The sequence below is a fragment of the Nocardia violaceofusca NBRC 14427 genome, from assembly GCF_963869435.1.
Classification (GTDB): domain Bacteria; phylum Actinomycetota; class Actinomycetes; order Mycobacteriales; family Mycobacteriaceae; genus Nocardia; species Nocardia aobensis.
The window spans coordinates 274,506-296,945 of sequence record NZ_CAWMPM010000013.1 but is presented as its reverse complement, the minus strand read 5'-3'; the positions used below and the strand labels follow the sequence as shown (position 1 = coordinate 296,945).

The 22,440-nt window shown below is 69.1% G+C and carries 23 protein-coding genes and 1 pseudogene; 10 read left to right on the top strand and 14 right to left on the bottom strand.

The genetic code is table 11. The features are described 5' to 3' along the window. Positions 1-8: 8 nt before the first annotated feature. Entirely contained in the window at positions 9-455 is a 447-nt protein-coding gene (locus AC5592_RS13310) for a VOC family protein (protein WP_036502919.1), read from the bottom strand. A 294-nt stretch (positions 456-749) separates the two neighbouring features. Between AC5592_RS13310 and AC5592_RS13305 the strand changes: the two genes are divergently transcribed. From AC5592_RS13305 to AC5592_RS13295, 3 genes are read left to right on the top strand one after another with little or no spacing between them, the layout of a single operon-like run. Further along, on the top strand, positions 750-1,574 hold the full coding sequence (locus AC5592_RS13305) for a GntR family transcriptional regulator (RefSeq protein WP_063064337.1): 825 nt from the start codon (positions 750-752) through the stop codon (positions 1,572-1,574). A 29-nt stretch (positions 1,575-1,603) separates the two neighbouring features. Then, positions 1,604-3,022, top strand: coding sequence for an amidase (locus AC5592_RS13300; protein WP_036502922.1), 1,419 nt, complete (start codon positions 1,604-1,606; stop codon positions 3,020-3,022). Between the two features lie 17 nt (positions 3,023-3,039). Continuing rightward, a complete protein-coding gene (locus AC5592_RS13295; protein ID WP_157121813.1) occupies positions 3,040-3,177 on the top strand; it encodes a hypothetical protein in 138 nt (45 codons plus the stop codon). 8 nt (positions 3,178-3,185) lie between these two features. On the opposite strand, the gene AC5592_RS13290 is transcribed toward AC5592_RS13295, so the two are convergent. Next, positions 3,186-4,616, bottom strand: coding sequence for an FAD-dependent oxidoreductase (locus tag AC5592_RS13290; protein ID WP_063064336.1), 1,431 nt, complete (start codon positions 4,614-4,616; stop codon positions 3,186-3,188). 108 nt (positions 4,617-4,724) lie between these two features. On the opposite strand from AC5592_RS13290, the gene AC5592_RS13285 reads away from it, so the two are divergent. From AC5592_RS13285 to AC5592_RS13275, 3 genes are all read left to right on the top strand, one after another. Beyond that, positions 4,725-5,276 carry a TetR/AcrR family transcriptional regulator gene (locus tag AC5592_RS13285; RefSeq protein WP_232329337.1) on the top strand — a complete coding sequence of 184 codons (552 nt, stop codon included), beginning with the start codon at positions 4,725-4,727 and terminating at the stop codon, positions 5,274-5,276. Positions 5,277-5,491: 215 nt separating this feature from the next. Beyond that, complete coding sequence (locus AC5592_RS13280) at positions 5,492-5,965, top strand: MarR family winged helix-turn-helix transcriptional regulator (RefSeq protein ID WP_036504195.1); 474 nt, start codon at positions 5,492-5,494, stop codon at positions 5,963-5,965. 5 nt (positions 5,966-5,970) lie between these two features. Then, positions 5,971-6,393 carry an organic hydroperoxide resistance protein gene (locus AC5592_RS13275; RefSeq protein ID WP_036504197.1) on the top strand — a complete coding sequence of 141 codons (423 nt, stop codon included), beginning with the start codon at positions 5,971-5,973 and terminating at the stop codon, positions 6,391-6,393. 1 nt (position 6,394) lies between these two features. Here the strand turns inward: AC5592_RS13275 and AC5592_RS13270 are convergent, their stop codons facing one another. Together AC5592_RS13270 and AC5592_RS13265 are read right to left on the bottom strand one after the other, a co-directional pair. After that, entirely contained in the window at positions 6,395-6,550 is a 156-nt protein-coding gene (locus tag AC5592_RS13270) for a DUF8730 family Cys-rich protein (RefSeq protein ID WP_167331982.1), read from the bottom strand. A 36-nt stretch (positions 6,551-6,586) separates the two neighbouring features. Beyond that, a complete protein-coding gene (locus AC5592_RS13265) occupies positions 6,587-7,507 on the bottom strand; it encodes a universal stress protein (RefSeq protein WP_232329336.1) in 921 nt (306 codons plus the stop codon). A gap of 195 nt (positions 7,508-7,702) precedes the next feature. Here AC5592_RS13265 and AC5592_RS13260 point away from each other — a divergent pair, with 195 nt between their 5' ends. The 4 genes from AC5592_RS13260 to AC5592_RS13245 all read left to right on the top strand — a co-directional run bounded on the left by AC5592_RS13260 (position 7,703) and on the right by AC5592_RS13245 (position 10,107). Further along, a complete protein-coding gene (locus tag AC5592_RS13260; RefSeq protein WP_036504192.1) occupies positions 7,703-8,434 on the top strand; it encodes a FadR/GntR family transcriptional regulator in 732 nt (243 codons plus the stop codon). Beyond that, the gene (locus tag AC5592_RS13255; RefSeq protein WP_063064335.1) at positions 8,424-9,089 is read left to right on the top strand and encodes a sterol desaturase family protein; all 666 of its coding nucleotides are present in this window, start codon (positions 8,424-8,426) and stop codon (positions 9,087-9,089) included. The genes AC5592_RS13260 and AC5592_RS13255 overlap by 11 nt, the downstream gene beginning before the upstream one ends. A gap of 160 nt (positions 9,090-9,249) precedes the next feature. After that, complete coding sequence (locus tag AC5592_RS13250; protein ID WP_036505405.1) at positions 9,250-9,468, top strand: hypothetical protein; 219 nt, start codon at positions 9,250-9,252, stop codon at positions 9,466-9,468. 66 nt (positions 9,469-9,534) lie between these two features. Continuing rightward, complete coding sequence (locus AC5592_RS13245) at positions 9,535-10,107, top strand: hypothetical protein (RefSeq protein ID WP_146161136.1); 573 nt, start codon at positions 9,535-9,537, stop codon at positions 10,105-10,107. A 7-nt stretch (positions 10,108-10,114) separates the two neighbouring features. Here the strand turns inward: AC5592_RS13245 and AC5592_RS13240 are convergent, their stop codons facing one another. The 10 genes and pseudogenes from AC5592_RS13240 to AC5592_RS13195 all read right to left on the bottom strand — a co-directional run bounded on the left by AC5592_RS13240 (position 10,115) and on the right by AC5592_RS13195 (position 22,309). Next, positions 10,115-11,098 carry a dimethylarginine dimethylaminohydrolase family protein gene (locus AC5592_RS13240; RefSeq protein WP_063064334.1) on the bottom strand — a complete coding sequence of 328 codons (984 nt, stop codon included), beginning with the start codon at positions 11,096-11,098 and terminating at the stop codon, positions 10,115-10,117. 71 nt (positions 11,099-11,169) lie between these two features. Beyond that, the gene (locus AC5592_RS13235; RefSeq protein ID WP_083871248.1) at positions 11,170-11,787 is read right to left on the bottom strand and encodes a TetR/AcrR family transcriptional regulator; all 618 of its coding nucleotides are present in this window, start codon (positions 11,785-11,787) and stop codon (positions 11,170-11,172) included. A 54-nt stretch (positions 11,788-11,841) separates the two neighbouring features. Continuing rightward, positions 11,842-12,792, bottom strand: a complete 951-nt coding sequence (locus AC5592_RS13230) for an alpha/beta hydrolase family protein (RefSeq protein WP_232329335.1) — start codon at positions 12,790-12,792, stop codon at positions 11,842-11,844. A gap of 83 nt (positions 12,793-12,875) precedes the next feature. Next, positions 12,876-15,020 carry an acyltransferase family protein gene (locus tag AC5592_RS13225; protein WP_371507205.1) on the bottom strand — a complete coding sequence of 715 codons (2,145 nt, stop codon included), beginning with the start codon at positions 15,018-15,020 and terminating at the stop codon, positions 12,876-12,878. Positions 15,021-15,165: 145 nt separating this feature from the next. Beyond that, entirely contained in the window at positions 15,166-15,831 is a 666-nt protein-coding gene (locus tag AC5592_RS13220) for a rhomboid-like protein (protein ID WP_063064333.1), read from the bottom strand. Between the two features lie 170 nt (positions 15,832-16,001). Continuing rightward, the gene (locus AC5592_RS13215; RefSeq protein WP_036505417.1) at positions 16,002-17,159 is read right to left on the bottom strand and encodes an AMP-binding protein; all 1,158 of its coding nucleotides are present in this window, start codon (positions 17,157-17,159) and stop codon (positions 16,002-16,004) included. 574 nt (positions 17,160-17,733) lie between these two features. After that, positions 17,734-18,513: a metallophosphoesterase family protein gene (locus AC5592_RS13210; RefSeq protein ID WP_063064397.1), complete on the bottom strand. Its 780-nt coding sequence runs from the start codon at positions 18,511-18,513 to the stop codon at positions 17,734-17,736. A 29-nt stretch (positions 18,514-18,542) separates the two neighbouring features. Further along, the gene (locus AC5592_RS13205) at positions 18,543-19,367 is read right to left on the bottom strand and encodes a BON domain-containing protein (RefSeq protein WP_036501189.1); all 825 of its coding nucleotides are present in this window, start codon (positions 19,365-19,367) and stop codon (positions 18,543-18,545) included. Next, entirely contained in the window at positions 19,300-19,887 is a 588-nt protein-coding gene (locus AC5592_RS13200) for a hypothetical protein (protein ID WP_063820367.1), read from the bottom strand. Before AC5592_RS13200 ends, AC5592_RS13205 begins: the two co-directional genes overlap by 68 nt. Further along, a pseudogene (locus AC5592_RS13195) lies at positions 19,884-22,309 on the bottom strand (molybdopterin oxidoreductase family protein). The gene AC5592_RS13200 and the pseudogene AC5592_RS13195 overlap by 4 nt, the downstream one beginning before the upstream one ends. Positions 22,310-22,440: the final 131 nt, after the last annotated feature.

Below are 22,440 nucleotides of genomic sequence, written 5' to 3'. Positions count from 1 at the left end.
CGACCGGGCTAGTCAGCTCCCGGCTGGGCTTCGGATCGAGCGAAGTGCACGACTTCCCACAGATGCCCGTCGGGGTCGGCGAAATAGCCGGCGTAGATCCCCCACGGCCGCGTGCGCGCGGGCTGGACCACCGTGCCGCCCGACGCGCCGGCGAGCTCCAGAACTCGTTCCGCCTCGGCGTCACTGCCGACGAACCAGCCCAGACTCATCGCGGAACCGTGCATACGTTCCGGCGGGATACCCGCATCCTTGGCCAGATCGTCGCGCCCGTACAGCGCCAGCGTCACCCCGTTGCCGAGCGTGAACATGACCACCGCCCCACCGGGATTCTCCGCATCCGGCCGGAATTCGGTTCCGATGATCCCCGGCGACTCCAATCCGAGCGCTCGGTAGAACCGCAACGACACCTCCAGATCGCGCACGCCCAGCGTGATCGCATGGATCTGTGCTCGCACCCCGATACCTCCGTTCTCGTCGTTCTCCGCACGCAGTCAACCTCGCCGCCGCCGCGCACGTCTTGAACGGATCGGACAGATCACCCGGGCGGTGTCACTCCCACCATTCGCCCGCGTAACTTCCGATACCGGGGTTGCGGACGGCACCGCATCGTGCCGCGCGACCGCGAAATACCGTCCGGCGCCACCGGAAACCGCTGGTAACGCCGCTGCGCACCGACCCGGTCGGCCGCGTAACCAGGTCTTTACCGGAAGTCCTTGTCGCGTAACGCGGATTCTCTGCACGCTACCGGCATGCACCACCGCTCCGAACAGCTCCACTCCGATCGAGCCGCTCACGACCGCCGGGTGTTCGGCGATCAGATGCGCGAAATCCTGCCGGCCGCAGCGCAACTGCCCGCCCGGCGCCTGCGTGATCTGCTGCGGGCGGACTTGCGGGCGGGCTCGTTCGGCGCCGGACGGTTGCCCGGCGAGCCGGAATTGATGGCGCGCCATCATCTCCCGCGCGACGTGGTCCGCGCCGCGCTCGGCATGCTGCGTGCCGACGGTTTGATCGAGCGCCGCCGCGGAGTGGGCACGGTCGCGGTCGGTGAGCACTACGTCGTATCCGGCGCGCTGCCACCGGAAGGCCGGACGCTCGAGCAACATCTGGCCCTCGGCCGGATCTCGCCACGCCTGCTGTACTGGGCCTGGATCCCGGCGCCGCCGGTGATCGCCGCCCATCTGGCCGATGTCGGGCCCGGAGACGATTGCCTGTGCGTCGAATACGTCCTGCTGCTCGACGATCGCCCGCTCGCGGTATTCACCAACTATTTGCGCGCGCCGGAGGCGACGCGGATCGATCAGGCCACGTTCGGCGACGACTTCTACAGCCTGTTGCGCGGCGGCCGGGTGGATGTCGGCGGCAGCGACGTCGGCGTCCAGGCCGCACGCGCCGACGAGTGCACCGCGGCACTGCTGCACATCCTGCCCGGTGAGCCGGTGCTGCTGGTGGAACAGACCATCCGCACCCGCGACGGTATCGCCGTCGATTACGCGCTGGGTTCCTGCCGCGCCGAGATCCAGCTCGAACTCGGCGCCATCCCCCGGCTCGACATGACCGCCACCCTGTCCCGCTGACACCACCGCCCGCCGAGGTAAGGACGACCATGACTCTCGCCGACCCACCCGTACTCTCCGGACTGACCGAGGCCGCCGCGGCGCTGCGATCCGGCGAGACCACCGCCACCCGGCTGATCGAACAGGCCCTCGCCGCCGCCGACGCACACGACGCGACGCTCGGCGTCTACCTGTCGCGATTCGACGAGCGCGCGGTCGCACAGGCCGCGCGCATCGACGAGAAGTTGGCGGCCGGCGTTGCGCTCGGCCCGCTGGCCGGGATCCCGATGGGAATCAAGGACATTCTCGCCCATGCCGCCGCGCCCACCACCGCGCAGAGCCTGGTTCTCGATCCCGGGTGGGGCGCCGCCCACGGCGATTGCACGGTGGTCCGCCGGCTCGAGGAGGCCGGCGCCGTGGTCACCGGCAAGGTGACCACGATGGAATTCGCCATCGGCCTCCCGGATCCGGCCAAACCCTTTCCGGTACCGCGTAATCCGTGGGATCCGTCCCGCTGGGCGGGCGGGTCGAGTTCGGGATCGGGCAGCGGCGTGGCCGCCGGGATGTTCCTGGGCGCGGTCGGGACCGACACGGCGGGCAGTATCCGCATTCCGGCAGCCTTCAACGGGATCACCGGATTGAAGCCGACCTTCGGCCGCGTCCCGAAGTCCGGCGTGGTTCCACTGGGGTACACCCTCGACCATCCGGGTCCGATGGCCCGCTCGGCCGCCGACTGCGCCCTGCTGCTGTCGGTGCTGGCGGGATACGACCCGGCCGATCCCTACAGTGCGCACACACCGGTCGACGACTATCCGGGCGCGCTCACGGGGGATCTGAGCGGACTGACCATCGGCGTGGACGATCTGGATCGGTTCGCCGACGGTGGGATCGATCCCGCTCAGCCACAACGGTTTTCCGACGCCGTGGCCGTGCTCGCCGCGGCCGGCGCCCGGATCGTACCCGTGGAGGTGCCGATGTACCGGGAACTGACCGCGGTCGATGTCGTGGTGATGCTGGCGGAGGCGCACGCCTACCACCGGCCCGCGCTGCGCGAACGCTGGGCGGACTACGGACAGGCCACCCGCATCATCCTCGCCGGCGGGGATGCGGTCAGCGGACCGGATTATGTTCAGGCTCAACGGGTTCGCCGCATCGGCAGGCAGCGGATGGCCGAACTGCTGACGAAGGTCGACCTGGTGGTGACGCCGACCGGACACCTCGGCGCCCCCGCGATAGCCGATCTGGATCAACTGCAACCGATGGGAGTGTTGTCGAGTCTGCACACCCCGTACTGGAACCCACTGGGCAACCCCACCCTCGCGCTGCCGATCGGCCCCACCGCCGACGGTCTGCCCCTGTCGATGTCGGTGTCCGGCAACCATTTCGGCGAAGCCACCGTCCTGCGCGCCGGCGACGCCTACCAACGCCGCACCACCCACCACACCGAGATCCCCACTGCCCTCCGCTGAATCGTCAGGAGCCGATCATGACCTGGACCACCGACCCCGAGGAAACCGCCGCGGTCGACGCCATGCGCGCGGCCGTGCGCGCCATGGCCGAACTGCTCACCACGGTCGACGCCACCCGCTGGACCGACCCGGCCGGCGGTTTCGGTCTCACCTGAGGCTCACGTCACCGGCGTTTCCCGGCGGCGAGGCACCGTACCGGGCCGAGCGCGGCGCCGAACCCACCGATTCGACCGGCCCGGCGTCCGGCCTCCACCAGCGCCGCCTCGCCGGCCGCGCGCGCCGCGCCGAGCCCGATGCGGGCGACCAGGTCGGGACGCAACAGGGCGGTCGGCCGCTGGGTCAGCCCCATCACGCGATAGAGGGTGGCGGCGATGACCGGATCACGCTCGGCCGCGGCCAGCACCGGGTCGAGGACCGCGACCGCGGCGCGGATCGCCGGATCGGGGTGCGGGCCGACGTGCGGCATCGCGCTGTCGGCGATCACGGTGAGCTGCCAGGCGTTATCGATCTCGGGTGTGACGGCGGTGTAGAAGCGGCTGGCCAGGTCGCGTTCGCCGCCCGCGGCGAGGCAGCGTTGCAGCACCCGCATCTGGATCGCCGCGATCGTCATGCCCTGGCCGTAGACGGGACTGAAACTGCACAGACCGTCGCCGACCGCGAGCAGGCCGGACGGGAACCGGTCGAGCCGTTCGTACCGTCGGCGCAGGTTGGCCTTGTAGCGGAAGGTGGCGATATCGGTGAGCAGTTCGCCGCGCCGTAACGCCGCGCGCACGTCCGGCGGAACGAGGGCCGCCGCGAAGTCCAGGAAGCCGGCCGGATCCGCGGGTGGCTGTTCGCCGGCGTGCCCGATCAGGGTGAGCACGTAGCGATTGCGCCCCTCCACCGCGAACAGAGCCAGGGCCCGCGGCGGGAGTTCCCGCACGCCGATGGTCAGCGATTTGTCGGTCCCCAGCGCACCCGGCTCGAGTTCGACGAACGCGCTGCGGTAGACGATATCGATGGTGGTGCCCTCTTCCGGTGGTCGCGGATAGCCGAGGGCACTCAGCCAGGCCGGGACGACCCCGCCGCGCCCGGTCGCGGCGACCACGACGTCGGCGGTGAGGTCTTCCCGCCCGCCCGCCTCGTGCACGGTGACGCCGGTGACGCGCGTCGCGGACGGATTCGTGATGACACCGGACACCTGGGACCGATCACGCACCGTCACATTCGGAATCGACAGGATACGTTGCCGCACATGGTGTTCCACATGCGGACGGCTGGCCTGGAGACCGCGATAGCCGGTGGAGACCTGCGCGAGTGTGCGCCCGGCCATCTGAAAGGTGACCTCCCCCAGCACATCGCAGTCGACCGCCCCGGCGGCGCGCAGCTGCGCCTCGAATCCCGGAAAGAACTCCTCGAGCAGGTCCTTTCCGCGCGGCAGCAGCCCGTGCACATGCCGGCCCTGCGGGACGCCCCGGCGCGCCTGCGAACCGTCGGGCAGCGCATCGCGCTCGATCACGGTCACGCGGTCGTAGTGGTCGCTGAGCACGCGGGCCGCCAGCAGACCGCCCATTCCGGCCCCCACGACCACCGCATGTTCGCCGATTCTCGCCATCGAGCCACCTTCATCGCACCACTGAGACTGTGGTACAAATTAGTCTCAGAAGTACGAGGAAACAACCACCATTCCCGCCTTCACCGGCAGAGCAGGCAGAATGAGGCGGTGACCAGGTCCGCGACCGAACTGATGGATGCCGCACTGCAACTCGTGGCGGAATCCGGCCTGACCGACCTGACCCTGACCGACGTGGCGCGGCGCGCGGGCGTATCGCGCGCGACCACCTACCGGGAGTTCGGCGACAAGGACGGACTGGTGGCCGCCCTCGTCCGGCGCGAGATCGGCACCATGATCGCCGCCGCGTACCAGGTGGTCGACATGACGGCACCGACACCGGAATTGGCCCGCACGGCAACACTTTTCGCACTGCGCTACCTGCGGGCCCACGAGGCGTTCCGATACATCCGCGGTCATGAACCGCAGTGGCTGTTGAACGCGGCGGTCACCCGTATGGAGTCCGAGCGCACTCTCGTCGAAACCGTGGCCGCGCTACTGACCCCACTTCTGTCGCTGCAACGCGCCGGCGATCTGATCGTGACACCGGAACAAGCCGCCGAGATCATCGTGCGGACCGTGTTGTCGCACATACTCGTCGAACGCAGCACCCTGAGCGACGACGAGATCGCGGAGATGGTCGTGCGGGCGACGTCGGCCTGAGAACACGCTCGGACTGAGACGGATTATGTACCGAGTATCACCGCCGTACGCCATGGGCAGGGCGCCGCCGAAACTTCCCACGGCGCCGACCACGGCGACATCTCGCCCGAGCCGGTTCCGCCGCTCATCGGCCGACCAAGGCGACAATCACAGGTGATCCAGCACACAGCCCATTTAGGTTGTGCACAACTTTATTGCGTCCTACATTTATCTACATGACCGATCCGCTGGCATTGGACCAGCAGCTGTGCTTCCAGCTGTACGCCGCCTCCCGCGCGGTGACGGCCCGCTATCGGCCGCAGCTGGACGCACTGGGGCTGACCTATCCGCAGTATCTGGTCATGCTGGCGCTGTGGGAGCGCGACGGGCGCGGCGTCGGCGATCTCTGCTCCGCCCTCGCCCTGGATTCCGGCACACTCTCACCGCTGTTGAAACGCCTGGAGGCCGCCGGGTTCGTCGAACGCCGGCGTGCCGCGGACGACGAACGGCGGGTCGAGATCCGGCTCACCGAACGCGGGGACGCACTGCGAGAACGCGCCTGCGACATTCCGGCGCGCATGGCCACCGCATTCGGCGGCGGACTGTCCCTGGACGAGTTGGTGACCTTGCGCGAAACACTGGCCCGGCTGACTGCCGCGCTGGATACCGAACCGGATGCCGAAGGCGCATCCACCGAGAGAAAGCGATGACCGATATGGCAATCCTCTACACCGCCGAGGCACTGGCCACCGGAGACGGCCGCAACGGCCACGCCCGCACCACCGACGGCAAGATCGACGTCGACCTCGCGACGCCGCCGGAAATGGGCGGCAGCGGTGCGGGCACCAACCCGGAGCAGTTGTTCGCCGCCGGGTATGCCGCATGCTTCCACTCCGCGCTGCGTCTCGTAGGCAAGCAGGAGAAGGTCGACGTCAGCGATTCCGCGGTCGGCGCGAAGGTCGGCATCGGCCCGAACGACGCGGGCGGCTTCGGTCTCGAGGTGACCCTGGAGGTGTCACTGCCGCACCTGTCTCGCGACGAGGCTCAGGCGCTGGCCGACAAGGCACACCAGGTGTGCCCGTACTCGAATGCGACGCGTGGCAACATCGACGTCCACGTGATCGTCGCCGAGGACTGAGTCAGCCGCGCTGCCACCAGCGCTTCGCCGGCGCCGGGTCGGTGTGCCCGCCACACCACCGGTCGGCCGGAACCGTCGCGCGCACCTCGTCGATGTGGGCGCCGCAGCCGGACCAGGTGGTCTTGCCGCAGGTCGTACAGGTGGTCGGGACGCACATGACATCTCCTCGTGGTCGGGGCGTCGTGGTGCGCCGTCAGCGGCGCACCACCATGATGGGACATTCGACCGAACCGATCAGCGCCACACTGGTCGAGCCGAGCAGCATTCCGGCGAATCCGCCCCGGCCGCGGCTGCCCACGACCACCAGTTGCGCCGAATCCGATTGCTCCAGTAGCGATTTCGCGGGATTGTCGCGCACCACCTGCAGAGTGACCGGCAGTTCGGGATACCGTTCGCGCCACGGCGCGAGCCGCTCGGCGAGCATGGCGTGTTCGGCGCGGACGATCGTATCCCAGCCGAACATCGAGATGTCGAGACCGGTGGTGTCGCTCCACGAATGCAGCGCCACCAGCTCCACACCACGCCGGTGCGCCTCGGCGAAGGCCGCGTCGACGGCGGGATCGCTGTTCTCGGTGCCGTCGACACCCACCAGCACCGGACGCCGCGCCGCGACCGGGTCGGTGGCCGAATGGGATTTGACGATCACCACCGGACATTTCGCATGATGGACCAGCGCCGAGCTGACCGACCCCAGCAGCCCGCGCTGCAACGCACCGCGCCCGCGACTGCCCGCGACCAGTGCGCCGGCGGTCTCCGATCGCACCAGCATGTCGCCGATGATCAGTTCCAGTCCCAGTTCGGCGTCGATATCGATATCCGGCCCGCCGATGTCTCGAGCCACCTCCGTCGCGCGCGTGAGGATCTGCTCACCGTCGGTGCGCAACCAATCCGGCTGTGCCGTACCGGCGGCCAGGCCGGGACCGAAACTCGCCGGAATCGCGATCGAATGCACGATCTGCAGCGGTGCTCCGCTCAGTGCCGCGTCGCGGGCCGCCCATGCCACCGCCTGCAGCGAGGTCGGCGAGCCGTCCACGGCGACAACGATCGGCCCCTTCACGGTCTCCGGCTGCCCGGCGGGTACGGACTTCTCGGTCACGGATTCATCGGCGGTCACGGACATCCTCCTCGATCGACTGGGCGGGGTACGAAAGCCGGTCCGGCCCGACAGCCGCCACCGGGCGAAACTCGGGAGCACTGCACCTGACGGAACAGCTCGATCGTAGCCGGAAGGCGGGGATCCCCCGGAATAAACCGAGTGAACTGGTCTGACCACTTGACCTCTGACCATGGCGGGATTACCGTACCGATCATGGCCTTTCAGCGGATCGACCGGCAGACGGTCCCCGACGCGGTATTCGACCAGCTCGTGACCGAGGTCCTCGACGGAGAACTTCCCGCGGGCGCCACCCTTCCGGCCGAACGGCAGCTCGCCGAGGCACTCGGAGTGTCGCGGCCGACTGTGCGCGAGGCACTGCGCAAGCTGGCGCACACCGGGCTCATCGACGTGCGCCAGGGCGGGGCGACCACGGTGCGCGACTTCCGTCGTGCGGCCGGTTTGGATCTGCTGCCCCGGCTCATCGTGCGCAACGGCGAGTTCGACCACACCGTGGTCGCGAGCATCCTGCAGGCGCGGCTGGTCCTGGGCCGGGAGGTCGCCGCCCTGGCCGCCGAGCACGGCGGCGCGCAACTGCACGCCGAACTCGGCGACTGCCTGGAATCGCTTGCCGCACAGCAGGAGCCGGTCGCACAGCAACTCGAGGCGCTGAAATTCTGGGACCACATCGTCGACGGCACCGGATCGATCGTGTTCCGGCTGTTGTTCAACACGCTGCGTGAGGTCTACGAGCCCGCGATTGTCGCGCTGGCGGGTGTAATGGCCCCCGAGGTCGGCAGTATCGACCACTACCGCCGGCTCACCGCGGCCGTCGCCGGCGGCGACCCCGCCGCTGCCCGCACCGCCGCGGACACGCTGTTGCGCGTCGCCGCAACACAATTCGACACCGTGATACGCACGATGGAAGGTGCGGACGATGACCGCTGAGACCCGCTCCCCCCGCCGGACCACGACGCTGCCCGACGCCTTCGGCGTCTTCGTGCGCCGCCCCTCGCCGTGGATCATCGCCACGCTGCTGGCGGGCGCGCTCGCCGCCCGGATCGCGGTGGGCGACTGGCAGCTCACCGACGCCCTGGTCGCCGGGGTGATGCTGGCGTTCTTCCCGGTGACGGAGTGGATGATCCACGTGTGCATCCTGCATTGGCGTCCCCGCCGGATCGGCAGGCTCACCCTCGATTCACTGCTCGCGCGTAAACATCGCGAACACCATGCCGATCCGCGCCGGGTGGACCTGATCTTCATCCCGTGGCAGACCTTCCTCTGGCTCTTCCCGGCTCTCGTTCTCGTTGCGGTGCTGGCGTTTCCGCGCATCGGACTGGGAGCGACCTTCCTGACCGTGGTCGGCGTGCTGGGTCTGGCCTACGAGTGGACCCACTATCTGATCCACACCGACTATCAGCCGCGCACCCGCCTCTACACCGCGGTCCGGCGCAACCACCGGCTGCATCACTTCAAGAACGAGCACTACTGGTTCACCGTCACCAGCTCCGGCACCGCCGACCGGCTGCTCGGCACCTATCCGGATCCGGCGTCGACGCCGAATTCCCGCACCGCCACGGCATTGCACGGCACCGGCCGCTGAGCACCGGGCATCGGCCGGAGCCTGCGGCGCACCGACGGCGGCCGCCCCCGGCACTGCTGCCCCGGATACTCGGGGCTGGTCCGATTCGTCCGGATGTAGTGAATTGGACGATGCGGCAGCCGCATTCACAACGACATCCACGGAATAGGACTTCATCCGAATGAAGAAACTCGGAACTCTGACCCTGATCGGTGCCGCCGCGGCGGCCGCGTTGTGCGGTGGTGCGGGCATCGCGGCGGCGGACGACGCCGTCTCCGCGACACCGGTGGTGGCGCCGGGCGAGCCGGACCCCACGGGCACCGGCTCCGCGTCCGGCATCACCGATCTGGTGAAGGCACTGTCGAGCGGAAGTGCGCAGGCCGCGACGCCCGCGCAGTGATCGGGACGGTTCCCCACTTCACCGGAGGTGGGGAACCGGCGCGGCGGGACCACTATGTTCGTGGGTATGCACTGGGATCAGATGACCGCCACGACCGAGGAGCTGCGCAAGCGAGCGACCCGCCTGCGACGCGGCGTCGGCCAGCTCGGCATCCTCGAATCGATTCTCAGCGCGGCGCACGGCCCGTGGCTGGGCGCGATGGACGCCGACGGGCGCGGCACCGCCGAACTCAGAATGCATCTCGCCGGGCGATATCGGGTGACCGCGGTGGTGACCAGCGCGGGCAAGCTGAGCCTGATCCAGCTGCACGCCCCCACCCCGGACGGTGGCGACAGTGAGCGCGTCCTCTCCCCCAAGCCAGCACTGCGCCGCGGCTGGGACGACGACGAGCCGATGCCGAAACAACCACAGTGGCTGGACTATCTGGTCGAGTGGGTGGGTTCGGCCAGTACCGACGTCGACCGGCGTTCGGTGCTCGAATGGCATCTCGAGGGCGCGGACCGGCGACTCGCGGCGATGAACGAGACGATCGAGAGTCTGCGGCTGAGCCTGGCCGAGCGCGAAGAACTTCGCGATGAGGTCGCGGCGGAGGTCGACCAGCTGCGCGCCGAACTGGACTCGCTCGATCCCGCGCGATAGGCGCCGATCAGTCGACGCGCGACAGTGGCTGAGTACTGCACCGGAAGGCACCGCCGAACAAGCGTGATACACCGAAATCCAGATATTCCACCGTGAGGCCGCGCTGTTCGAGTTGCACGCCGACCCGCTCGAACGCCGGATCGGTGACGTAGGTGTCTGCGTCGATGGGCAGGCCGTTGGTCGCCATCTGCGCCGCCTCGTCCTCGTCGACCTCGACACACTCCCAGCCCCGCAGCGGTTCGGGTAGTCCGTCCGGGAGCCGGTCCGGGCAGGCGACGAGCAGGCCCTCGCGGACCAGCCCCAGCGCGCAGTCCAGATGCAGCACGTGCGGCGGCAGGCGCACCGGCACTACCGTGAAACCGTGCGGCGCAAGGTATTTCGCCAGCCAGCGGATCCCTGCGGCATCGGTGGCCATACCCGATACGCCGACGAGGACGGTACGGCCCAGGACCACCACGTCACCACCCTCGAGGTACGGGCCCGGACCGGCCTGACCGGCCGGCGCCACCTCGGGAATCGGGATCGAGACGTAGGCCGCCGCGGACTCCAGCACCCGCTCGCACAGCACCGGCCGGCTGGTCAGGACCTCGAGGCGACGGTGCGGGAACTGCAGCGAACCCTCGATCACGTTCGCACCGACGGTGAACCACGGGTCGCGCACGAAGAAGTTGGCATATCCCGTCCGCGCCTGGGCCTGCTTCTCGGCCTCGGTGAGCAGTCGCGGGCGCAGCACCTCGACACCGTGCGACTCCAGCAGTGCGGCGAGATTGTCGCGTTCGGCCTCCCAGGCCGCCTGATGCTGCGGATAGACCTCGTCGAATCGCCTGCCCCACAGCGCATCGATGATCTCGGCGGCCTGCGGTTCCACCGGCGGGCTGTGACCGAGCGCCGCCCGATCGGCCGGGCCACGGAATTCCGACCGCGCGACCACCATCGTCCGCAACCGCGCGAATTCGCTGTCCACACGAATCTCCGAGCGCTTGGCAACCATGCAGTAAACAGTAGGGTGAACCACGGAATCCGTGCGGCGCACCGCGTGAAGTCGGTCGCTGACCGACCGGATCAGGTCTCGATCAACGACAGCGCGACGGGGATGAGGAGATCGGTCAGCTCACTCACGTCGGGACGAGGCTGCATCAGCAACCATTCGTGGGCGAGACCGTTGACCGCGCCGATCAGCACACTCGCCGACAGTGCGGCGCTGCCGCGCAGACGCGCGCCCTGGCCCGCGATCGGCACGACCACCATCTCCAGCAGGGTGACCCAGCCGTGCCGGCGTTCACGGCGATGCTGCTCCATCCGGTCGCTCGCGCCGACCACCTCGATGAACGCCAGCTTGGCCCGGTATGGATCGGAGGTGATCGAGTCGAGGTAAGCCGACAGCACCACCGCCATCGCCTGCGCCGGATCGGCCGGTGAGAGCGTGCCCAGAGTCCGCACGACCGCTGCGGCGGCCTCGTCCTGGACCCGGTCGTAGGCGGCGATCAGCACATCCTCGCGGGTCTGGAACTCCTCGTAGAACTGCCGCTTCGACAGTCCGGCCGCGGCGCACACATCGGCCAGCGAGCAGTTCGCGTAGCCGCGCTCGGCGAACACCTTCGTCGCCGCGACGATGAAACGCTGACGGCGTTCGGCCCGGCGTTCGGTCACCGCACGGCCGCCGTACTGTCTGTCCGCCATCGTCACGAATCCACACTATCGGTCGCGGCCGGGCGCGGCAGGGACGGTGTCCGGCTAGGCCGATTCCGCGACGCTCGCGAGAATCGCCACCCGCGCCACCGACCATGCCGCGGAGCCCGGATCGGTGAATTCGGCGTGCCCGACACCGGGCAGGATGTGCAGGTCGGTGGGGTCGCCGGCGCGGCGGGCGGCCTCGGCGTAGCGGCGGCTCTGTTCGACCGACACCACCCGGTCCGCGTCGCCGTGCACGGCCGTGACGTGCACGCCCCGGGGAAGATTGACGATCGGTGAGGCATACCGGTACCGGTCGGGTACCTCGTCGGGCAGACCGCCCAGCAGTTTGCGCACGAATCCGTCGTTGCCGTGCGCCACCGCGTAGTCCAGATCCAGTACCGCGGCCATCAGCGTCACACTGCGGATGCGCAACCCGCGCGATGCGGCCTCGCCGTCGGTCCGGCGGCCCGCGACCCATGCCGCCAGCTGTCCGCCCGCCGAATGGCCGGCGAGATGGACGTTGTCCAGATCGAGCCGGCCCCCGGCGCGCTGCTGGACGACCGTGCCCAAGGCTGCGACGGCGTCGTCGACATCGGTCAGCGTCACCGGCCAGCCGCCGGCGCCGTTGACCCGCCGATACTCGACATTCCACACCGCCACACCGGATTCGGCGAGCTGCCGGGCCTGCGCGGAGAACTGGGTCAGATCGCGGTACTGCGCCCAGCCGCCGCCGTGAATCAGCACCACCACCGGACACCGGCCGGACGATCCGGACAGCGGCCCACCGGCGGGCAGATAGAGGTCACCGAAGGTATCGGCTTCACGGCCGTACGCGATCCGGATCGGCACACCGGCTTCGGCCGGTTGGATGCTCAGGCCCGGCACCGCCGGACCGGCATGCCCATCCGGCGCCGCGGGTTCCACGGAACCGAAGCCGATCGCCGCGACGACGACCGCGAGTACCCCGGCCATCACCCACCGGCGCGCCCCACCCTGTTCAACGCCCACCACGTGCGGGCACCTCCTGCTCGAGCCACTCGTGGAATACGGTACTGGCTATCGAGCCGCGGTGTCGCCCCACGTGACGCGCGGCACTACCACCAGTGCAGCAGCGGTCCCAACTCCCGGCCGAGAGCCCCAGACAGCGAGCGCGAATAGCTCGAGGTCAGATGGTGTTCGTCGTGGTAGATCAGGATGTTGCCGGCGACCACCGGGCACACCGACGCATCGCAGAACGCATCGCTCAGGTCGATCGGGAAGATGTTCGGGTAGCGCGAGGCCGGTTCGAGCTGCGGATCGACCGGATCGAGCGCATCGCTGCGGCGCATACCGCAGCTGACCGGGTCGCCGCCGCCGGCCAGGCAGTCGGCCGCCGCGTAACGGATCTCGTTGTGGCGCAACCACGGTGAGTCGCGGATGGTGACGGTGTCGAGCCCGCGTTCGGCCAGGGCCGACCACACGTCCACATATTCGGGCGGTGTCTCGTCGCCGGTTCCGGTGCGGGGCCGGCTGCCGGTGGTGAACACCCAGTCCGGACGGTCGACGGCCAGGCGGTCCAGGACCGCGCGCGACCAGTCCCGGCAGTCGGGAATCGGTTCCCCCTTGTAGGTGGCGTCGTCGGCCAGGGTGAGCGGGCAGCCCATCTTCAGATACACCTGGATGCGGAAGGAATGCTGTGCGGCGAGCTCCTGGAGCGCCGGAACCCAGTGTTCGGCATGGGAACTGCCCACCACCGCCAGGGTGCGGGTGGCGCTCGCATCGCCGTAGGTGCAGGTGACCACCGCGCGGGTGTCCCAGTCGGCGATACAGCCGTCGAGCGTCGGCGGCGGTAGTTCGCCGGGAGCCTGCAAGACCGTGGGCCGCATCGGCGCCTGCGGGGTCGGCGCCCCCGCCGCCAGCGCCTCCGCACCCGGATACAGCACCCGATCCAGCGGCCGCGTCGGTGGCGCCGGATGCATGCGCACCACACCGAACTGCCATGCCCCCGTGGCCGCGACCACGGTAACGGCCACCGCGCACACCAGCGTGCCGGCGCCGCGCCGATACAGGGGCGACGAACTCAACGGCGTACTGCGCGCCCCCAGTCGCAACGGCTGTTCGACGAGCAGGTGCGTCGCCCATGCCAGCAGCAGCGACGCCGCGACGACCAGCGCGCCGTCGCGCAGCCCGGCGTGCGGGCGACCCGATTCGGCGAGGTAGAAGATGAGAATCGGCCAGTGCCACAGATAGAGCGGATAGGCGATCTCGCCGAGCCACTGCGCCGGCCGCGAGGAGAGAATCCGAGTGGGCCACGGCATGTCCCCCGCGGCGACGTTGTTTCCGGAGGCGATCACCGCCACCGCGGCGAGCACCGGGACCAGCGCCGCGGGGCCGGGATAGCGGTTGGCGCCGTCGACGATCAGCCAGCCGCACAACAGCACGCCCGCCAGACCGGCGAGCGCGGTGACCGCCCGCAGCATCCGCGGCAGCAGCAGGGCCGGTCCGGCCAGCGCCAGCGCCGCCCCCGCGAGCAACTCCCACAGCCGCGCGCCGCTGTCGTAGTAGTTCCAGCCCTGATGCGTTGCCGCCCCGTGGGCCGCGTACAGCAGCGACACGACGGCTGCCGGTGCGATCAGAACGGCCAGAACAGGACGCAGCAGCGCGATGCGGTCGATACGGTGCAGCACGGCGGCGACCGCAGCCACCACGACGAGGGCGAGCAGATAGAACTGTCCCTGCACGGCCATCGACCACAGATGTTGCAGCGGACTCACCGACGGATCCGCGGCCAGGTAGTCCGACCAGCTCGTCGCGAGTCGCCAGTTCTGGTAGTAGAACAGCGACGCCAGGGTTTGCCCCGCCAGATCCGACCATTGCGTATAGGGCCGCGTGGAGATCGTCGCGGCCACGACGGCGGCCAGGACGACGACCATCGCCGGCAGCAGCCGCCGCCCGGTGCGGCGCAGTGTGAATCCGATGCCGACGGCTCCCCGCTCCGCGCGGCGCACCAGCAGTCCGGTGAAGAAGAATCCCGAGAGCACCAGGAAGACGTCCACGCCGCCCGAGACCCGGCCGAACCAGATGTGGAACACCACCACCAGCACGATCGCCACACCGCGCAAGCCGTCCAGGTCACCGCGGTAGACGGTCCTCTTCGACGCGGTCTCGGCCCGGCCCGACGCCGGCCGACCCGACGCCGAACGCGCCGCTGCGGGCCGCGGCGGCGCGACGATCCGGGCGCGCGCGATACCTCCGGTCACCACGCGAAACGCCGGTTCCCGCGAAGGGGCGCCGGTACCGACACACGAGGGTGGAGATGAACACGCGCAGACCACAACACGTCCACTCTCTTAGCACGCCGCAAACACTCAGCGCCACTTCGCTTTCCAGGGGCGCACCGATGAACTAGACTGCGCGCGCGCGACGGTGGCGGTCCCGCCACGCCCGCGCCGGATTCCACGTCGGCGCGGTCCGGGTCCGGGTGAGCGGGTAGCACGCCAGGCCGATCAGGAAGGCCGAGAAGTGGCCGACTCCCGTGAAGGTCAGGTGGATCAGCGGCGGCGCGGCGAAACAGGCCGTGGCCGCCACGACATACACCCACCGCCACGGATACGCGATGTGATAGGTCAGCACGCCGATGATGCCGGCGAGGAAGTAGCTGACACCGATATCGCGCACGTCGACGAGAGCGGGATCGGCGTATCCGTGCCGGATCGCCCAGCCCAGCAGGCCCTCGCTGATGTAGGTGGCGCCCACGTGGGCGAGCAATCCGACGATCGCCCAGCGCAGGGCGCCCAGCCACCGTTCGGCGGGCGCGTGGAATACGCAGTACAGCACCAGATACGGCAGCCAGAAGTAGCCGGCGACCCACAGCAGGCTCGTCACCAGGACGTGGAGCGGATCGCTCTTCAGATTCGACAGATTCGTCGAGCGCTCGCCCAGAATGATCTTCAGGTCGTCCAGCGGCACCGCATGCTGCACGATCGTGGTCACCAGGAGCACCGCCAACCACGAGAACGTCCACGGCGCCGTGCGGACGTAACGCCATGCCGCGGCGGCACGACCACGCATCCGCTCAGATCGTCGATTCGCCACCGTGGCTCCTCACAGGCCGATCGGGCCCGGCGCTCACGAGGCGTCGAGCGCCGGCGCATCGACTGTGTATCGCCTGCGCCACGGCGGCATCACCCACCGCGGATGAAACGCCGAGGTGCGGCGGCCACCGGACTGCCCCGCCGCGGTCAGCCGGCGTCGACGACCGATGCGGGCAGACCGGCCAGGCTGCGGCTCAGATAGCTGCCGTCGCCGGTGAGGGAGCGTTCGAATTCGAGCGGGTCGTTGAGGTAGGTCGTCGCCAGCGATTTGGTGTGCACGCGCGCGTACTGCTCGCCGTCGGTGGAGCGGTTCTCCATACGGACTCCGGACAGCAGGTGGACACCGGGCGCACCGTCGGCGGCGTCGAAACCGTAGGCGACCGGGCCGGTTTCGTCGAGGCCGTAGCAGATGGTGATCGGGCCCGACACGGCCCGCACCCGTGCCGCCACCGAGGAGGCGACCGAATGCGGCGACAGCCGCAGCCGGATCCGGCGCAGCGCCGCCGCGACGTCGACCGACAGGTCCTCCCGGGTGCCCTGCACCATCGCCTGATAGACGGCCGGTTCGGCCACCAGCACGGTCGGAGACTCCGCGGCGAGGTGGCGATGGATATTGCCCGGCGCGTGGGTTCCGGCCGGCAGCACCAGATCGGCGCCGGCGACGAGATTGGCGACGGTGGCGGTGTGGAATCCGAAGCGCCCGAACAGACCTGCGAAACACAGCGTCCGATCGGATTCGCGCAGTTTGCTCGCCCCCACCCACGCGGTGGCCGCGTTGAGCACCGCGGTCGCGGAGTACTCGAGACAGACCAGTCGCCGCGACGGCGCCGAGGCGACGCGGCACAGTTCGGTGTCGCGGTGCAGGGCCGGGCGGTCGCCGTCGAAATCGGTACGCTGCGCCCAGGATCGTTCGTCGAGCCGGATTCCACCGGCCTGCCCGGAGGCGACGACGGCGTCGATGCCGCACTCCTCGATCAGCTCCCGCATCGCGGTGAGCGGCAGTGCCGGATTGGCCAGGACGGGGATGTCGCCGCGGGCGAGCAACGACAGCATCGTCGAGATGTATCCGGGGGAATTGCCGAGCGCCACAAGGACTCTCGCACGCGGACGGCGCAACACCGTATCGAATCGCGCGGCCTTGTCGGAGACCTCGGCGAGCAGGTCACCGAAGGTCCGGCTGTCGTGCATGCTCGACACCGTCGCGTACGGGCGCATCCGCATGGCGGTCGTGACCGCGCTGAACAACAGCGCGGGCCTACCGGCACCGGTCGCGATATCCCGGCCCCGATATCCTCGAATATTCACCGATGCAGAATTTATTGTCATCGAATACCAATCTTTGTTCCCCCTTGTCCGATATCTACCGCATTCCTCCCCGCAGTACACGCTCGCACCCGATCACATGTGGACACAGGCAGCAACGCATCGCCTGCGAAGGAAACGTCACATGTACGCCATCGGGATGCGGACACATTAGCCAGAACAACAACAATGCGCAACCGCACGCATTGTCACGTGGTGTGCGAAAGCATTTACGGATGCAAGCACATTTGCACGGTTGAATGTACGCGATTCTGTGCGTACGCCGGGCCGCTCGGCGATCTTCATCAGGTACCGTCCGCCGAGCTCATCGACACCGCGAATCCTCCTGCGGCACCGATCGTTCCTGTCGCACCCCGGGGCCCGTCGCAGCACCTGACCGAGCGAGGCGCCGACGTCTCCCCGGACCGGGCGGCCGCGCAATTTCGCGTCACGACGGCTCGGAACAATCCTTCCCGCACCCGTCCTCGGGTATTCTCCACAAATGATTCCGCAGCCCGGCGGGAATTACCAGAACTTCGGCGGCACTTCCTCGGCCGGATATTCCGGCAATTCGTTGTCAGGCCGGGGTCCGCGCGGCCTCGTGCGACTCGCTCGGCACACCGGAACCGTCCGCCCGCTCCGGCACCGAGAGATCGTAGACCGTATAGGCCGCGCGGATCACCGGCTGGGCCACATTGCGCACCCGGACCCCGCCGGGTGTGGTGCCGCGCTCGTATCCGGCGTGCGCGTGCCCGTGGATCGCCAGATCGGCGCCTCCGCAGGTGTCGATCGCCTCGCCGAGCAGGTACGAGCCCAGGAACGGATAGATCTCGGGCGGCTCGCCGTGCAGGGTGTCCCCGCAGGGGGAATAGTGCGTGAGCGCGACCTTCACATCGGTGTCCAGCCCGCACAGTGCGACATGCAGCGCGTCGGCGAGATCGACGGTGTACGAGGCGAAGTCGCGCATGATGCGCTCACCGAACACGCTCGCGCACTTGCCGGCGAAGCCACCGCCGAAGCCCTTCGTCCCCGCCACGCCCAGCGAATACGGACCGACGGTCACCGTGGTGGAGCTTCCTTCCAGCACCCGGATCCCGTGATCGCACAGCAGGGCCGTGATGTCGTCCTGCAGATCGGAATGGTGGTCGTGGTTGCCGAGCACCGCGATCACCGGCACGCCGGGGTCCTCCAGTTCGGCGGCGACCACCCGCGCCTCGTCGAGGGTGCCGTGCCGGGTGAGATCGCCACCGACCAGCAGCACGTCGGCCTCCTCGGGCAGTCGCTCCCATGCCGGGCGCAGCGTTCCCTGTGACTCCGCGCCGAGGTGGATATCGGCCACCGCCGCGATGCGCACCACCCCGTCTGTCGTCCGTTCCGGGCCCGTCATCAGCTGAGCCGTTCGTGATCGACGATGGGCGAGTGCGTGGAGGACACCCGAATATCGTTGTGAATGCGCAGTTTCGGCGCGTGCTCGCGCACGATGTCCTCCAGGTCGCTGCGCTGCTGTTCACTGCCGACCTCCCCGCACAGCACCACCACGGCGCCGCGGATGGTCACTTGCACGCCGAGTTCGGCGGTGCGCGGGTCCTCCGCGAACGCCCGCCGCAGATTCGCGACCAGATATTGCGGCAACACCTCGTCGCCCGAGTCCTGAGCCATGACCTCACCTCCGATTCCGAGATCCTCGACCAGCGCCAGAAACGCCCGTGCGTACGGCGAGACCGCGGTTTCGTCCCGGGCGCGCCGCCAGTCGACCTGTTCCCGCAGATCCCGGGCGACCGCCAGCAGCCGGGTGAAATCGAGCCGGTGCGGGTCGAGGACCATCAATTTGTCCACCATCAGATCGGTGCCGCTGAGCACCGGAGCCGCCGCCGGGCCTATCCGCATCCAGGTCGCGCGGCCCAGCAGATCGTCGTCGACGTTGCGGTAGTTGGGCCGGAAGATCAAGTCCACCAGCGTATCTCCGTCGTACACCTTGGTCAGCCAGTCCTCGGGCGGGTCGACGGCGTGCAGCCCGGACGCGGTCAGGATGTCGCGGGCACGGAAGGCGTCGGCCGGTTTGACGTAGATGTCGACATCGTGATCGCTCGCGGGACCCCCGCGCGCGTACACCGCGCAGCCGCCACCGACCGCGAAGTCGATCTCATGGGCCAGCAGCGCGTTCACCACCTTGGTGAGCGTGTGCAGCAACTGCTCTATCGAGGCAGTCATAGCGGGCGCATACCCGCCGTCGGCAGCGGTATTCACGGCGTCGCGACAGCCTGGGGAGCGGCTCCTTGATCTCGGCATCGGCCCAGCGCATCTGTCGCAACGTCTCCGGATGGCAGTCGGAGGCCAGATCCAGCAGTTCGCTGTCTCTCGCCGCCTGCGCCGCCTGGGCCAGGATTTCCCAGTTCACCGACACCACCGCGGCGTGGCTGTGGAGCGTGCGCAGATCGCGCAGCAACAACAGCGCGGGCGCGTGCCGCCGGCCGACCAGAGTGCCGAGCGCCCGGCGCGCCGATTCCACCGGTCCGGCGACCGACAACGGCGACGCGTCCAGGCGCAGGCCGCGCCGTTCTCCGGTGTGGGCCAGTTTGCGGCGATGCTCGTCGGTCCAGAACAGCAGATCCCGGCACACGTGGTGGACCTCGTGGTCGGTGCGGTGACGATCGGCGGTGCGGATCAGCAGTTTGCCGAGATGGGTTTCGCTGCGGTGTATTTCGGCGAGCATGGCGTCCAGGTCGTTCATCGCGCGCTCCGCTCCGGTTCGACCGCCGGTGTGGTGGTTCGTTCCGATCGCCGGCCGGAGCGCACGAGTTCCATCGCTGCCGCGCCCGATTTGAACAGCGGTTGTTTGGACACCGGATCCCATTCGGTGGGCGTGAGCTCGTTGGCGGCGGTGCCGTCCTTCCCGGCGGGGCGATCGCCGACCGCGGTGTCCCAGTAGCCGTAGTGGAACGGGAGGAACACCACGCCGGGACGGATGTCGCCGGTGCGCAGCCGGGCCGTCACCTGCCCGCGCGTGGTGCGCACGCGGACCAGGTCGCCGTCGTCCCCCCCTCGCGCCGGGCGTCCTGGGCGGCCATCTCCACCCACACCTCCGGCGCGGCGGCCCGCAGTTGCGGGGCCCGGCCGGTTTTGGTGCGGGTGTGGAAATGGTAGAGCGTGCGACCGGTGATCAGCGCATACGGATAGTCCGCACTCGGCGACTCGTGCCGCGGAAGATACTCCGCCGCCTTGATGACCGCGCGGCCCTCGGGGTTCAGCGCGCGATATTCGGTCGGCTCCAACGGCGCTCCGGTGATCAGCTCGCGACCGTAGGTTTCGCAATCCTGCGGCGCCGCACGGAATTTCGCGTCGACGTACAAGCGCTCGGTGCCCTCCGGATACTCCTCGGTGCACGGCCACTGGATACCTCCCCGCGCGCGGAGTTTCGCGTAGCTCATGGCCGAGTAGTCGCACAGGCGTCCCGCACTGCACCGCTTCCACTGCTCGAACACCTCTTCCGGCGTCCGCCACGGCAGCAGCGGTGCGCCGTCGGCGTCGCGCAGATCCAGGCGGCGGGCGTAGTCGAGGAAGATGTCCAGATCCGGCCGGGCAGCGCGGGGGGGCTCGACCGCCTTCTCCGACAGGTGCACGGTGCGGTCGGCGTTGGTGAAGGTGCCGGTCTTCTCGCCCCAGGTCGCCGCGGGCAGCACCACATCCGCCAAGTGCGCCGTCTCGGACAGGAAGATGTCCTGTACGACGAGAAACAGCCGCCGCTGCGACAGCAGGGCACGCACGCGCGCGAGTTCGGGCAGCGACACCGCCGGATTGGTGCCGTTGACGTACAGGAAGCGGATCGAGCCGTCCTCGACGAAGCGCAGGATCTGCATCAGATGCGTCGGCGCGCTGAAGTGCGGTATGCGTTGCGGGTCGATATTCCACAGCCGCGCCAGTTCCTCGACGTGAGAATCGTTGGCCCAGTTGCGGAATCCCGGCAGATCGCCGTTGGCGCCGCATTCGCGGGTGTTCTGCGCGGTGGGCTGGCCGTTCATCTGCAGGACCCCGCAGCCGGGCCTGCCCAGCATGCCGCGAATCAGATGAATGTTGTTGACCTGCACCGCCGCCGCGGTGGCCTGGTGGGACTGGTAGAAGCCCTGCAGCACCGTCGACAGCACCCGCTCGCCGGTGCCGATCATCCTCGCCGCGGCCCGCAGATCGGCCGCCGGCACGCCGCAGATCTCCGCCGCGCGGTCGGGCGTGCAGCCGGCGACCTGTTGACGCAATTCGTCGAAGCCGACGGTGTGCGCGTCGATGTAGTCGCAATCGATCCAGTCGTTGCGGATCAGCCCGTGCAACAACGCGTTCATCACCATCACGTTGGTGCCCGGGCGCGGCGCCAGATGGATGGTGGCTGCGCGCGCGACCTGCGTGGTGCGGGGGTCGACGCAGACGAGGACGGGCGGATTCGGGCCGCGCAGGCGATCGAGCATGCGCGACCACAGCACGGTCCGGGTTTCGGCGACGTTGTGGCCGTAGAGCGCGATCACGTCGGCGTGGTCGACGTCGGAGTAGCTGCCGGGCTGCCCGTCGGAGCCGAACGACTCCTTCAGCGCCTCACCGGCGGTGGCGGTGCACAGCCGGGTGTTGCCGTCGAGATGATCGGTGCCGATGCCGCCGCGAGCCAGGACGGTGAGCGCGTAATACTCCTCCAGGAAGAGTTGGCCGGTGGTGTAGAAGCCGATCGATCCCGGCCCGCGCTCGCCCAGCAGCTCCCGGGTTCGCTCGGCCACCATCGACATGGCTGTGTCCCAATCGGTTTCGACCAGTTTGCCGCGGCGGCGCACGAGCGGGGCCGTCAGCCGGTCGGGAGAATTGTTGGCCTGCCAGCCGAACAGGTCCTTCGGGCCCAGCCGCCCGCGATTGACCCGGTCCCCGGCGCGGCCGCGGACCCCCACGATGCGGCCCTCGTGCACGGCGATATCCATCGCGTCGCCATTGGAATGCAGCACCGAGGCGGTCGGCACCCAGCGTTCCACCATGTCCTCGCGCACACCTTCGGCCAGGAACATATCCACGCGTTCCGGCCACGGTTGCCCGGGCCCGTACGGAGTGCGCGTCCCCCACGGGTGTGCGATGCGGTCGTGTTCGCTCGCCCCGGCCGTGTGGGCACCGGATCGGATATGCATGGTCACCTCGGAGACGAAGGGTGGCGGATGGCGCGGATCCGGTCCTGGCGACAGCCCGGTCTGTGTGCGCGATACCCGCGCCGACCGGGTTGTAACGGGTTCGCGCTGTTCGCGGCGGTCCGGTGCGGCTA